A 13944-nucleotide genomic window follows, 5' to 3' on the forward strand; every position below is an offset into this window, starting at 1 on the left:
TCAATAATCATTTGATAATGAGAAATATCTTATTGGTTTTTTTATTCATTTATTCTTTTCAATCATTCTCACAAAGTATTAAGGGAACTATCAAAAATGAAAAGGGTGAACCTATAATTGGAGCATCTATTATTGCTTATCAGTTGAGCACTAATACAATGCTTTCGTATAGTATTTCTAATGAAAATGGATATTTCGACCTATCAATAAAAGAATTGCAAGATAGTGTTAAAGTGACTGTTCGGTCTCTTGGTTTTGAATTATCAGAAAAGGTAATAAAACTTTCTGATGATGGTAAGGAAATTAATTTTCAGTTGACACCTTCTGATATGATATTAAAAGAACTGGAGGTGCAATCTAAACCAATTACTGAACAGGGAGATACCTTAAACTATAATGTAGAATCTTTTGCTAAGGAAGGAGATGAATCAATAAGTGATGTACTTCAAAGAATGCCGGGTATTGAGATAAACGATGAAGGAATTATTTCTTATCAAGGCAGAACGATCAATAAATTTTATGTGGAAGGTAAAGACTTAATGGGAAGTCAGTACAGTATTACTTCTAAAAACTTACCTCAAAATGCGGTAGCATCTGTGGAAGTATTAAAAGATCATCAACCTATAAAAATGTTAGCAGATGTCGTACATTCTGTTGATCCAGCCATTAATATTGTTTTAAAAGAAGGAGTTACTGTAACAGGTAATGCTGAATTGGGTGGGGGTGCACCTTATATTTGGTTTGCGAAGGCATCTCCAATGGTATTTAATAAAAAGCATCAAACAGTAAATGTTTTGTCGTCTTCAAATAGTGGACAAGACGAGTTGAGTACTTTTAGTAGTATTAATTTATTTGATTTTTTAGAGTTTGGATTAATAGAAAGTAAGCCTACATTTTTACTAGGTAATACTCCTCAAGAAAGTTCTTTATTCAAGAAATCAGAATATAACGATCATCAAACACATAGTACATCTACTAATTATTTAACAGGACTAGGAAAGGGTGATTTGAAGATCAATATTGATGCATACCATGACACAAGGTTTCAAGATTTATCATCGAATACTTATTATTTTATACCCAATGATACCTTAGCTATACATAACCTTCAAAAATCGACATTCACAAATAAATATCTAAAAACTAGATTAACCTACGAGCATAATTCAGATGAAAACTATTTTAAAAATAGCTTTCATTTTAAAGTTTTGGATAGTAAAGAGAATTCTCAATTTTATCAGAACGAAGAATTAATACCTCAAACATCATCAAAGAATTTTTATAACGTAGGAAACAAGCTTACTAAGGTAATCAAACTAGGTAATAGTTATTATAAGATGAATGTTTATGCAGAATATACGAATTCTCCTGAGCAATTGAATTTTAAAGGCGGTCCACTCATTAATTTACCCTCACAAAATACATTGACTTCCATACAGCAAGAAACACATCAAGATCACTTTAAATCTTATGTAGGTACTCATGTGATTAAGCAATGGAAAAACCTTACTTTTAATACAAAGTTAAGTTTAAATTATGATTGGAGGCAGCTTACTTCTACACTTCCAAACACTACAGAAGAGGATGCTATATTATATAAGAATGACTTAAACTATATGTCATTTATTCCAAAGATATCTCCATCGATAGATTATAGATTTAAAAAATTACATTTTAGTTTAATTCCTAATTTATCGATGCAACTACGAAGTTTACAAAATCATATTTTATCAGAGAAGAGCGAAGTAAATAGCATAGTGTTTGAGCCAGTATCCTACATCAGTTATGACTTTTTAGGGGTGAAATTAAATGGAGGATATAACTTTAATAATTACTTTACCGAATTACCTCAAATCTATAGTGGTATTATTATCAGTAACTTCAATAAAGCCAACCAACAACATATACCAATATTAGAAACAAAGGAGCATTTTTTTAATGGCGGATTTGGATACGAACTTATTGCTTTGTCTCTTAATATTTACGGGAACTATGAATACAAATTAACCAATAAGGATTGGATTAGTTCTTATGTTATTAATGAAGATGGGGTGGCTTTTATGGAGACTCAATCATTTAATGAAAATACAGGTGTACATCAAAAAGTGAAAGGAAATTTTGATTGGTTCTTACTGGGATTAAAAACAACACTGGAAGGAGATTTTGAAGTAGGACAAAATGAAGAGAATGTCATATTAAATGATGTGGCGAATAGAAATACGAATAAACATTTAAGCTGGGAAGTGTCAATAGATTTTCCAATCGCTAAAGGCTTGACTTTTTCTTCATATTACAACGAATATATTTCAAATAACATCTATCAAGATTATAATCAGGTAGATTGGTCTCAGAAAATTATCGGTGCTGAGCTTCAATTTTCAAAGAAAAGGCACTTGATAAAATGGATCAATAAATGGATTGATCATACTTTTCTTGAAAATCAATTTTTGTATGTTGATTTTTCCTATCAATATAAATTTAATAAGAAAACAAGTGTAATAGTAATAGGGCAAAATCTACTTGATCATCAATATTATAATCAAACAACCATGAATGTATATCAAAGTAACCAAACGTATTTTTACCTAAGACCGAGACAAGTGATGGCAAAAGTGAGGTTTGGTTTTTAATAATTGATGATTAAAAGAAAGGAAGTTTAAAAATTATGTAGCTTTAAGCTCTAACATTAATCAAAAAAACAATGAAAATTTACTTTTCTGGTGCTATCCGAGGAGGAAGACAAGATGCCCAATTATATCAAGAGATTATTGCTCACCTTAAAAATTATGGCGAGGTCTTGACAGAACATATTGGTCAGATGGATTTGCAAGAAGACAACCTATCGGATGTTCAAATTCATGATCAGGATATGGCATGGCTTACCGCATCTGATGTGATTATAGCTGATGTGACTGTTCCCTCTTTAGGTGTAGGATATGAAATTGGTAGAGGTTTGGAAATGAAAAAACCGATTTATTGTTTTTACCGAGGAGAAAAAACGTCAGCAATGATTTCGGGGTGCCAAGATTTTAAGACGTTTAAGTATGAAACTTTGGAAGAGGTGAAAGGGTTGATTGATGGGGTGTTTGAAAGTATGGGATAAAAATGGTTTTAGTCTTTATAGAATAGATTCTTTTTAAGTTGTTGTAAAAAAGTAAGAAAAAATAGTATTTAAGTTGTAGTATTATATAATACTTTATTCTTTCTTTGATTTATTTAAATTCATTAACAATTTTTGATTTTGTAATAAATTATACTGTTTAATGATTTAAAAATGAAATTCTTACCTTCTGAGCTGGTTAAGGTAATGATGCCCAACTATTATTCTGAACTAAACAAAACTTCAAAATCAATTTATATCAGATTGTTTTTTTTTGTATTTTTTTAGGGTGTCTACCTATAATTAAAGTACCAATAACGGTACAATCTTATGGCATTGTACGTCCTGTACATGAAAAATTTCAATTACAATCTCCTTTAACGGAAAAAGTACTTGATATTAAAATTTTTGATAATTCTAATGTAGAGAAAGGTCAAATTTTACTTGTATTGGATACTATGGAGTTATTCTTCAAGAAAAAATTCTTTCTAAAACATCATCAATTATTAAATTTAATTAGGAATAAGTTAATTCACAGAGGATATTTTCTGACTAAAAATTATGAAGATTATTTGAATGATATTTCTTTTTTGGAAGAGGAAGTTCGAGAGGTTAATGTAGGTAATATGTATCATTCAGGTGTCTCAGGGTATGGAGATGCTGTTGGTCCAATTGGAACATTTATTTTTGGTTTTATGGATGGTTTAATAGCTGGAATGTAAAATAATTATCTATGATAAAGTTAAAAAATGAAGAACTCCAATTAATTAATGGAGGATACAATATGAATGACGGTTATACAGTTGGAAGGTAAGCTGCACAGTATGCAAAACTGCAGCGACAATATTAGGGTTAGCAGCTCTTTTTATTTTATAATCGGAAAACTCTGTTTTTATTGAAATTCTATGAAAATAGAGTTTATTTATTGTTAGACATATCATTAGGAAAATCCATGATAAAGTATTTTAATTCATCTTATTTAGCAAAATTAGATCGTTCTGAAACATTTTTTTTGATATTCAAAATATTATTTTTCTTTATATTTTTTAGTTTTATTAAAGGGATATATCTCGTTCATTTTTTAGGACAGGAGAATAACAATTTTATGTATGGAGAATATAGTTATGCAACTATTTTGTTATTAGGTACTGTGTGGGCTCCCTTAAAAGAAGAATTCACTTTCCGTTATTTTTTAGATAAAAAGAAATATACTGCCGTTATTAGTTTTTCTCTTTTTGTAGCAACTGTTTTATTGATAATTACCAAAATGATTTTTTCTATTGGTACGTTAAGTTATCTTCTATTTTGTATTTATGCTATAATTATATCACCGGCTGTTTATTATTTTGTTTTAACTAAACGATATGTATGGAATGAGAATAACATTTTATATTCTTCAGTATTATTTGGTTTGGTTCATTTAAGTAATTTTAATCAGGATCAATTTACATTAATTGAATATTATCCATATTTAATTTTTTATATAATTTCTATTTCCTTCATGGGTTATATTTTTGCAATCATAAGAATACGTTTTGGTATGAAGTATAATTTACTAATTCATTCACTATTTAATCTATTAGTCTTTATTTAAGGGGTAATGATAAAAATAATGATACTACAAATTTTATGTCTGTGAGCTGAAATCTATGAAGTTTTATTTCTATTAGAATGACAAAACAGAATATCAAAATACACCATTCAGAAGTACAAGAATTTGTGAAAAACAGATTTACTAACAAAAATCTATTTATAAAATCACTAATACTCTTTGAGAAAGTTGGTGTATTAATATTTATAATTCTTTTTGTTTATGCTTTGATCCTTTTTATGAATGGTCAATTCTTACCAGTTACTTTTTTAGGTTTTTCTATATTTTTTTCTTTTTCATTATTAATTGTCATACATGAATTAATACACTATTTAGGGTATTTAATTCTATGGAAAAAAGATGCATATATAGGTAAAGTAAAGGGACAATTATTATTTTATGTTACTACAAAAAAAAGTAAACGGTTATCAGTATCTTTTTATTGCATTATTACCATGTATCTTGATAAGTTTATTTTGTCTAATTGCCATTTTATATAATGCCGATTTATGCTTTTTTACTATACCGATTCTTATATTAAATTTCACCTTTAGTAAAGGTGATTTTGCCTTTTCTGATTTTGTGATTCAAAATAATGTAGCAAATTTTGAATTAAGAAATGTAGGAGAAGAAATTATAATCGAATATTAAAAACTCAAACTAATACAGTGGAACATCTCAAAAGCTATTTTTCCCTTTTCTAAACGTCATCCTATTTATCATTATCGACTGAATGCTAATTTTATTTCTTATTTGATTTATAATAAGAATAGTAAAGTCAAAATTATTGCAGATGATACGGATACAACTATAATTTCCTTAAATCAATAAAACTTTAGAATACGAAAAAAACCGTTGAGAGATTTAAAAATCAACCCAACGGTTTCCTTATTTATAAACTATTAGTTATTCTAAAAACTTATTTTTCACACGATTCAAAGACTTTTGAACTAATGCTCCAAACCGTCTCAACTCTTCTCGGCTTCATGCTTAAACCTCTAGTGTTGGTATTGATACTCCCTAGAAGATCAGAAAGTGCGTTGGGAGTTTCTCCTCTAGACTGACTTCTAACACCATCCACATTAAATAACATTTCAGCATTTGGAATAGCTTCCTCAGAAGCAAGTAGAAACATTTTATCTACACCAGACCCTGAAACAGTAAAATCAATATATTGTCCTTCGAGATTGACAGGCACTACATCTTTAGCATAACCTTCTAAAATATTATCCGATTTATTATCCGAAAAGTTGTACGGTAGTACCAATTGCATTCCACCATCGTTATCGATAATAAATACATAAAGGAACATATTCTGTTTTTTCCAATTAGAGAATAGAGGTGTATTTTTCTTAAAAGCCAATCTCATATTTTGTCCCTCATAAACTTTCCCTTCATCAATTACTTCATTATTATCTAAATTGATAAGACATAAATCGTAAGGGAAGGCCATTTTTGATGGAGATTGAAGAGTCATCCACTTTTTAGCAGCACCAATTTTTTGAGCTTGACTTTCTAAATTAAACACAAAGTTTCTTGATGATGCATTTTGAGGATCAGCATATAAAGGCAATGTTCTAGTTTCATTGTCCTGAGAAGCATCAGCTGATAATAATACCCAAGAGTAGGCTAAATTATTTTGATTATCAAAACCAGATAAATTATATAATGCTTCGTTTTCATTAGAAGTGATTTGAGTTGATGTCTCTTCTAATGCTTTTATAACAGCTGCTGATTTACTTTTTGATAAAGGAAGTTGAATTGCGATAGGATCTTTTTTAGTACCACCCAATTTTTTAAGCATGCTTTCTAAGTTTTTCTGATCAAAAGAAGAAGCAGTACTTTGATTAGCATTTTGATCTGTCATTACCCATTGATCGTTGGTTTTCTGGTAAGCCAAAGTAAAACGATGTGTTTCCCATGGTTTAACAATTGCCATCGAACTAGATAAAGAATGAATGATGCTAGAATAGTTAGTTAATTGTGCATCCGTAAATTCACTTGTTGGAAGGAATACTTTAAGATTAGCCGTTCCTTTATGTACAAGGGTTTTAATTTCGAAGGCATCTCCTTCTTTTATATTAGAAAGCTGTCCTTTGGTTACTTTAGCATAGGAATTAGTCATACCGTCTAAAAGGGTAATTTCAATTTCATTGCCATTATCATCACTCAGAATACTTCCTTTTGTTAACTGTAAAGCAGCTCCACCTAGTATTTTTAATTCCCCATTGGTTCCGTTAATTTTTTCTACAAAGAATAACGGTGAGTCAGAAGTAGCAACTACTTCACCAAATAAAGAGGTTTTCATACGACTTTCATCTCCTTCAAAAGTAGGTGTTTGTGCTTTGCCACTAAACCTTAATAAAGAGCGAATTCTTTTTTCTAAAGTGACTACATTTTCTTGAGCAGGAGAAGCATTGATCGCTTTTAAGAATGCATCTGTAAATGCCCCTTGTGGCAAACCTTCTTGGTTTACTGTTTCAGAAGCCAATTCGTTATTTTGAGCAGCAGAAATGATTAATGCACCTTGTGTAGAAGGCGGTATTGTTTTAGCTACTTTTGATTTGATATCAGGAAAAGTATAATTCAAACTTCTTGTCACAGGGGCAGGTGATGCTCCCGAACTTGCTCCTCTAGAAACAGAACCACTATGACAACTATCAAAAATTGTCGTTAGTTTAGCTTGTTTTTTTGTGATACCGAGAAAGTACTTATTAAGCTCAATATCTAAAATATAATTTTGATCTCCTTTGTAGGCATCAGAAGGTACAATACACTCTTGCATTTTATCTGCCTCAAAATGAAGACTATTTTCTACTTGAGATCCATGCCCTGCATAATAAACAAATACAATGTCTCCTTTTTTAGATTGATCAACCAACCATTGGAACGAGGCTTTTAGCTCAGCCATAGTGGTTTTATTAGGCGCATCTAGTAAACGTATCTCATCAAACTGATATTTACATTTGAGTACATTGGCCATTGCGTTGGCATCTCTAACTGCACCATTTAGATTTTTCCAAGTAATTTTTTGAGCCACCTGTTCTGTTGGGACATAGGTGTCAATACCAATAACAAGAGCAATTTTTTTGGCTTCTACTTGGAATGAAAATGCCAAGAATATAGTTAATATGTATAAGGTAGAATAGTTTTTCATAAGGAATCAGGAATATCACAATTTTAAATCAAATTGTTTGAAACATCTAAATTACAAAAAAAAATAACGGTAATAAGGTAAATTTCATTGTAAAAAGATTATTAAACCTTACGTTTTGTTGAGATATTTTAGAAAATACGTATATTTGCTTATGATATTTTCAATAAACACCCATTCATTCTTATTGAAAATCGAAAAATTGTAGGAGTGCGAAAAGAGAGTAAGATGATCTATTATAGTACTAAACGACAAGCCGAAGAGGCTAGCTTAAAGAAAGCCTTATTTAAAGGATTACCTGAAGATAACGGGTTATATATGCCTGAGATGATTGCTAAATTACCTCAGGAGTTTTTTGATAATATCGAAAAACTATCGTTTCAAGACATTGCTTATGAAGTAACTAATACTTTATTAGGTGAAGATGTTCCTTCTGAAGAAATTCGTAGGATTGTAGACGAAGCAGTTAATTTTGATGCACCTATTGTAAAGGTAGTAGATCAGATTTATTCTTTGGAGTTATTCCACGGACCAACACTTGCATTCAAAGATTTTGGAGCAAGATTTATGGCTCGTTTGATGTCTTACTTCTTAGAAAAAGGAGAAAAGCTTCATATTTTGGTGGCTACTTCTGGAGATACAGGTAGTGCAGTAGCACAAGGTTTCTTTGGCGTAGAAGGTATTCAAGTTACTATCCTTTATCCTAAAGGAAAAGTAAGCCCGATCCAAGAACAACAATTGACAACTAATGGCGGAAACATCAAGGCAGTTGAAATTGAAGGTACTTTCGATGATTGTCAGAGATTGGTGAAAGAAGCATTCTTAGATAAAGAACTTTCAGAGGCGTTGAATTTAACATCAGCGAACTCTATCAATATAAGTAGACTAATTCCTCAGTCTTTCTATTACTTTAATGCATTTGCACAGTTAAAGAAAGAAGGATTTAAAAAAGTGATTTTCTGTACTCCTTCAGGTAACTTCGGTAACTTGTGTGGTGGTCTTATCGCTAATAAAATGGGATTAAAAGTAGAACAATTTATTGCAGCAACAAATGCCAATAAAGTTGTACCAGTTTACCTTAAAACAGAAATATTCCAACCTCGTCCATCTGTAGCGACTATTTCAAATGCTATGGATGTAGGAGATCCATCTAACTTCCCACGTTTATTAGAATTAAATGATAATTCTTTTGAGAAGTTACAAAAAAGAGTGGCTGGTGCTTATTTCGATGACGAGGAAACTCGTAAGACAATGAAAGAGGTATACGATCAAACAAATTATGTAATGTGTCCTCATTCAGCAATCGGATATCAGGCACTTAAAGATTACATGGACAAAGAAGAAGTAGGTAAAAAGACTGCGGGTGTATTCTTATCTACTGCTCATCCAGTTAAATTTGTTGAAATTGTAGAGCCAGTAATCAATAAGAAATTAGAGATCCCTCAAAGGTTACAAGAAATTATTGATCGTCCTAAAAAAGCTACCTTATTGGAAGCGGACTTCAAGCAATTTAAAAAATACTTGTTAGCTGCTGTAACAGCAACAGTTTAGCATAGTATTATCACATCTATACTCTGAACTCCTTTTATGTTTACATAGAAGGAGTTTTTTTTTGTAACTTCATTATTGAATAATTAGATGAAATAGATAATGATGAAGGATCAATTAGTTGTAGAAGTGTTTGATCGAGATAATTGGATTAACGAAGTAGCTCCACAATTAAATTATGAACTTAAGGGAGATCGGAAAAAAATATTATTCGATAACGAGGAGATTGGTAAAGTTCACTTAGAAATAATAAACATAGAAGAAGGCTTATTTATTCGATATTCTGATATTTTACTTAATCAGGACATTGTTTTTAAAGAGTATGGAAATAATAAAGGCCTCAAATATTATGTTTTCGAGTTTGCTTTTCAAGGTTATCCCGACGGAACTGTGATAAGTGATTTACCAGGGAAATCTCTCTCTGAGAAAAAAAATATCTATTTATACTCTGACAATTCCTCTATAATGGGGAAGTTTCCTTCAAATATTCAACATACGTTTATGACTATTTTTGTAGGTGATCAGTGGTTAAAAAGAAATTTCCAAGATTTTCTAAACCTTCATCCTTATTTTAATGTCAGCTTGGAGTCCAACAGGACATTTTTTAAGAAGATGGAATATGGAGTCAATTTTGAAAAAACATTAGAACAATTGATGTCAAGGAGTTACTCTGATGAGTTAAGAAGGCCCATTTATAAGGGAGTAGTTCTAATGATTGTTTCTGAAGTATTATACAGGTTTACAGAATTAGATTCAGGTAAGTATTCTTTTGAAAAAGAAATTCAACAAAAGTTAGATGATTTAGAAGAGTACATCAAAGAGAATTTGAGTAATGAAATAACTGTAGGGCAATTGTGTAAAAGAATAGGGTTTTCAAAAACTAAACTCCATCATTTATTCAAAGATTATTTTAAGTATTCTATGTATGATTATATCAAACATCTAAGAATGACTAAAGCAAAATCATTACTAATGACAACTAGTTTAAGTATTGCTGAAGTAGCTAATATGGTAGGGTATAATTCAGTGACTCACTTTACCAATTTATTTAAAAAAGAAAATGGTATTACTCCGAGTAAGTTTAAAAATGGAGGGTATTCAGATACCTTTGGAGGTTTTGTTAAATCAAAGTAGTTTATGTATAAACAATAAGAACTAATCAATAGATTGTGTTATTGTTATTGTTTTTTTGATAAGTCATTTTTGATAAGAATGTCTTATATAGTATTAAAAATCAGTATTTAGTGTGGTTAATTTGTAAATATAAATCATTAAAGCTTAACAATAATCAAGTGAACAATCGCATAATAACATTTGATATTTTGAATAATTATTTTGTTTAAGCTTGTGTTACATTTGAAGTGAATCAATTACTTATCGAGGAAATAAATAAAGCGGAATTATTTTGATCAATATTTATTCATTTATAATTCTATTTATGCCTCATTAATCTTTTACTTCACTGATATGAAAAAAATAACTACCCTTTCTGTTATCATGATGTCGATTCTAGCGACGTTACCAACAAATGCTCATGCTATGGTGAGCCCAGAAAAAGTAAATTCTGTAGCTGAGATTATGTCTTGGGTTGTGATTTGTGTAGTTCCTGTAGTATTTGCTTGGGTATTCTGGAAAATTCATGTTATCCCAGAGGAAATTGCAAAAAAGAGAAATCACCCTCAACAAGATTCTATCCACATGATGTGTCTTTTATCTCTAGTGATGGGTGGAATGCTATGGCCAATTGCACTTATTTGGGCCTATTCTAATCCAATGCAATTTTATCAAACTCAAGAGTCTTCTTTTGGAAACTCTAAAGAGGAACCCGTAAAAGAAGTAGCTTAATTCAATCCCAAAAAATAATTTCTCATGGTAGATTTAATATTAATAGTATACTGTTTAATCGTTTGGTTAGTATTTATCAAATTTAAACTGATTGCGTGGAATACCACTTCCAAATTAATTGTTTTTATAATACCTGTAGTTGGTATAACAGCCTTAGTGTTAGCTATGAATATTTATATGCCTTCCTCTGATGATGTTAGGGTATACAATAAATCTGTTCAAGTAAAATCCAATGTTAGAGGTAGAGTAGAAAAGATATTTGTTCAAGAAAACTCTTCAATTTTAAAAGGAGACACCCTTTTCTTAATAGAACAAAAGCCATTTCTTGCCCAAATTGAAGGTCTAGAAGCCTCTATCGAAAAAGCAAGAGCAACAGTTAGTGTTCAATATAAAAATGTAGATGCTGTTCGTGCCAATAGAAAAGCAGTAGAAGCTCAATTAGATTTACAAAGAACCCGTGAACGCCAGTTTCAAGAGTTAGTAGATGCCAATGCTGGTAATCGTTTTGATTTAGAACAAGCTCAAAATAATGTAAAGCAATTAGAAGCACAATTAATGCAATTAAAGGCACAAGAAGCTTCTATTTTAGCAACAATTAAAGCAGAGTATAAAGGAGAACAAGTTTCTGTAGCTGAACTGACTGCTAAGTTAGAAAAAGCAGAATGGGATTTGGAGCAAACGGTAGTAAAATCTCCAATTGATGCTACTGTTGTTAATTTACAATTACGCCCTGGTGCAATGGCATTACCTCTTACAGATTTAATGACATTGGTTGAGGGGAAACAAAATATTATCGCATCGTTTGATCAAAACGAATTGCATAAGATGAAGGAAGGAGATGAAGTTGATTTAGCTTTTGTGACTAGACCAGGTGAAATCATTAATGGTAAAATTGAGTCTATCGTTTGGGCATCAAGTAGAGGTCAATTATTACCTTCGGGAAAGATTCCTACTATGGATCAAAATATTCAAAAGCAAGGGAAGTACTTTGTGAAATTTTCATCTGAGGAAAATAATATTCCAATGGGAGCAAATGGTTCAGTGGCTGTGTATACATCACAAACACAACCGTTCTACATCATTAGAAAAGTGATGATCCGTTTGTCTTCGAAATTCAATTACTTGATTTTAAAAGCACACTAAAAGAAACATCATGAAAAAGAAAACCATATTCAGTTTCTTTTTGGTGAGTGTCTTTACTTTTACGAGTTGCTTAAACTTGAAAGAGGCACCTAATCAAGAAGAGATTAGAGAAGATAATACAGCCCTAGATAACATGAGAATACCTGATGATTGGGTATTTCAAGACATGGATTCTACCCAAAAAATGAATTTAGATTGGGTAAAAGAATGGGAGACTCAAAATATCGATGCACTTATCGAAGAAGCTTATCAATACAATGCCGATGTTCAGATTGCATCTTCTAGAATTGAACAAGCCAACCAAGGTTTAAAACTTGCTAAATCAAGAATGAAACCTCAAGTAGGTGCAGGAGGATCAGCAGGGTACTTACCTGTTCAAAATTCAGCTGGACCAGCGTATGGAATAGTCAATGCATCTTGGGAAATAGATCTTTGGGGTAAACTACGTTATGGTAATAAATCTGCTGAAACAATGATTTATTCTGCTGAATATGCACAAAAGAAACTGAAACAAGTTTTATCTGCTTCTATTGCCAGAGCATATTATACTTCGATCTATATAGTCGAACAAAAAGAGTTATTAAATGATGCTATCGAAACGACGGAATCGATGTCAGAATTTAATAAGGCTCGATTAAAAGTTGGCGTAGCAAAGGAATCTGATGTACTACAAATGGATGCTCAGATTGCCAAGTACAAAGAATCTTTGGTGATCTTAGATCAAATGGAATTGGATGTGAAACGCTCTATTGAGTTATTAATGGGACGTTATCCAAAAGGAGAATTGGCAATAGAAGAATCATTAATGGATCTTTCTACTGAGTTGCCCGAGGAGTTTCCTATGAGTTTATTAGAAAACCGTCCTGAAATCATGATTTCTCAATATGCTGTAGCAAAAGCCTTTTATGATAAAGAAGTAGCAAAAGCCTCAAGATGGCCATCTGTAAGTTTAAATACTTCTTTTGGTGGAGTAAATCAGACTTTACAAGGAATGTGGCATTTGTCTAATCCTATTTTTACTCTAGGAGGTAGTTTGGTAACACCAATTTTCACAGGTGGGGCAATTAAAGCAAATATTGCTATCCAAAATGAGCAACAAAAACAGGCTGTTTTGTACTATGCTAAATCCTATTTAAATGCGTTGAGCGAAGTAGAGACTAGTTTAAATGGTGTTCAAGCTGTAGAAGGACGTTTTGAACAATCAAATATAGCATTAGAAAATTTACAAAGAACTTACGAATTGTCTGAAAAGCAATATCAAGTAGGTAATGAAAATATGTATACGTTGCTTCAAAAGCAGCTACAATTAATTGATGAATCCACAAACCAATTGAATTTAAAATATGAGAAAATAGCCCAGAGAATTAATCTTTATATGGCTTTAGGTGGAGACTACTTATAAAATAAGTTCAAAGTTATTTTTCGGTGAACTTGTGTTCGTAATAATGATGTTGATACATACTACTACTTATCTCTTAAATAGAGTGACATAATTATAGCAAGGAAATGAATTGAAATTCGATTGATCTCCTTAATAACAAAAACCACCTTTTAAAGTTTCAT

Annotated in this window: 11 protein-coding genes; 10 read left to right on the forward strand and 1 reads right to left on the reverse strand. The window is 31.0% G+C overall.

Translation table 11 applies throughout. The features are described from left to right. Positions 1-17: 17 nt before the first annotated feature. The 5 genes from NH26_RS15580 (at position 18) to NH26_RS25865 (ending at position 5342) form a co-directional block, all read left to right on the forward strand. A complete protein-coding gene (locus NH26_RS15580; RefSeq protein ID WP_044228235.1) occupies positions 18-2630 on the forward strand; it encodes a carboxypeptidase regulatory-like domain-containing protein in 2613 nt (870 codons plus the stop codon). A gap of 71 nt (positions 2631-2701) precedes the next feature. After that, complete coding sequence (locus NH26_RS15585) at positions 2702-3103, forward strand: nucleoside 2-deoxyribosyltransferase (RefSeq protein ID WP_044228239.1); 402 nt, start codon at positions 2702-2704, stop codon at positions 3101-3103. Positions 3104-3558: 455 nt separating this feature from the next. Further along, positions 3559-3822, forward strand: coding sequence for a hypothetical protein (locus NH26_RS15590; RefSeq protein ID WP_044228242.1), 264 nt, complete (start codon positions 3559-3561; stop codon positions 3820-3822). 383 nt (positions 3823-4205) lie between these two features. Continuing rightward, positions 4206-4694, forward strand: coding sequence for a CPBP family glutamic-type intramembrane protease (locus NH26_RS25860; RefSeq protein WP_158021948.1), 489 nt, complete (start codon positions 4206-4208; stop codon positions 4692-4694). Between the two features lie 396 nt (positions 4695-5090). Then, a complete protein-coding gene (locus NH26_RS25865) occupies positions 5091-5342 on the forward strand; it encodes a metalloprotease family protein (protein ID WP_139263115.1) in 252 nt (83 codons plus the stop codon). A 268-nt stretch (positions 5343-5610) separates the two neighbouring features. Here NH26_RS25865 and NH26_RS15610 read toward each other — a convergent pair whose 3' ends face one another. Further along, the gene (locus tag NH26_RS15610) at positions 5611-7848 is read right to left on the reverse strand and encodes a caspase family protein (protein ID WP_044228250.1); all 2238 of its coding nucleotides are present in this window, start codon (positions 7846-7848) and stop codon (positions 5611-5613) included. A gap of 207 nt (positions 7849-8055) precedes the next feature. Here NH26_RS15610 and thrC point away from each other — a divergent pair, with 207 nt between their 5' ends. From thrC to NH26_RS15635, 5 genes are all read left to right on the forward strand, one after another. Next, positions 8056-9396, forward strand: a complete 1341-nt coding sequence (thrC, locus tag NH26_RS15615) for a threonine synthase (RefSeq protein ID WP_317040986.1) — start codon at positions 8056-8058, stop codon at positions 9394-9396. Positions 9397-9498: 102 nt separating this feature from the next. Continuing rightward, positions 9499-10527 (forward strand): AraC family transcriptional regulator, encoded by a 1029-nt coding sequence (locus NH26_RS15620; RefSeq protein ID WP_158021949.1) that lies wholly within the window; start codon positions 9499-9501, stop codon positions 10525-10527. Between the two features lie 333 nt (positions 10528-10860). After that, the gene (locus NH26_RS15625; protein WP_044228255.1) at positions 10861-11238 is read left to right on the forward strand and encodes a DUF3302 domain-containing protein; all 378 of its coding nucleotides are present in this window, start codon (positions 10861-10863) and stop codon (positions 11236-11238) included. Positions 11239-11262: 24 nt separating this feature from the next. Continuing rightward, positions 11263-12381: an HlyD family secretion protein gene (locus NH26_RS15630; protein ID WP_044228258.1), complete on the forward strand. Its 1119-nt coding sequence runs from the start codon at positions 11263-11265 to the stop codon at positions 12379-12381. Positions 12382-12391: 10 nt separating this feature from the next. Beyond that, on the forward strand, positions 12392-13783 hold the full coding sequence (locus NH26_RS15635) for a TolC family protein (RefSeq protein WP_084812202.1): 1392 nt from the start codon (positions 12392-12394) through the stop codon (positions 13781-13783). Positions 13784-13944: the final 161 nt, after the last annotated feature.

This window comes from Flammeovirga pacifica (genome assembly GCF_000807855.2).
GTDB lineage: Bacteria > Bacteroidota > Bacteroidia > Cytophagales > Flammeovirgaceae > Flammeovirga > Flammeovirga pacifica.

Coding starts and splice junctions, on each gene's coding strand:
- NH26_RS15580 (WP_044228235.1), top strand. CDS start 18: ATGAGAAATATCTTATTGGTTTTTTTATTCATTTATTCTTTTCAATCA.
- NH26_RS15585 (WP_044228239.1), top strand. CDS start 2,702: ATGAAAATTTACTTTTCTGGTGCTATCCGAGGAGGAAGACAAGATGCC.
- NH26_RS15590 (WP_044228242.1), top strand. CDS start 3,559: ATGGAGTTATTCTTCAAGAAAAAATTCTTTCTAAAACATCATCAATTA.
- NH26_RS25860 (WP_158021948.1), top strand. CDS start 4,206: ATGTATGGAGAATATAGTTATGCAACTATTTTGTTATTAGGTACTGTG.
- NH26_RS25865 (WP_139263115.1), top strand. CDS start 5,091: ATGTTACTACAAAAAAAAGTAAACGGTTATCAGTATCTTTTTATTGCA.
- NH26_RS15610 (WP_044228250.1), bottom strand. CDS start 7,848: ATGAAAAACTATTCTACCTTATACATATTAACTATATTCTTGGCATTT.
- NH26_RS15620 (WP_158021949.1), top strand. CDS start 9,499: ATGAAGGATCAATTAGTTGTAGAAGTGTTTGATCGAGATAATTGGATT.
- NH26_RS15625 (WP_044228255.1), top strand. CDS start 10,861: ATGAAAAAAATAACTACCCTTTCTGTTATCATGATGTCGATTCTAGCG.
- NH26_RS15630 (WP_044228258.1), top strand. CDS start 11,263: ATGGTAGATTTAATATTAATAGTATACTGTTTAATCGTTTGGTTAGTA.
- NH26_RS15635 (WP_084812202.1), top strand. CDS start 12,392: ATGAAAAAGAAAACCATATTCAGTTTCTTTTTGGTGAGTGTCTTTACT.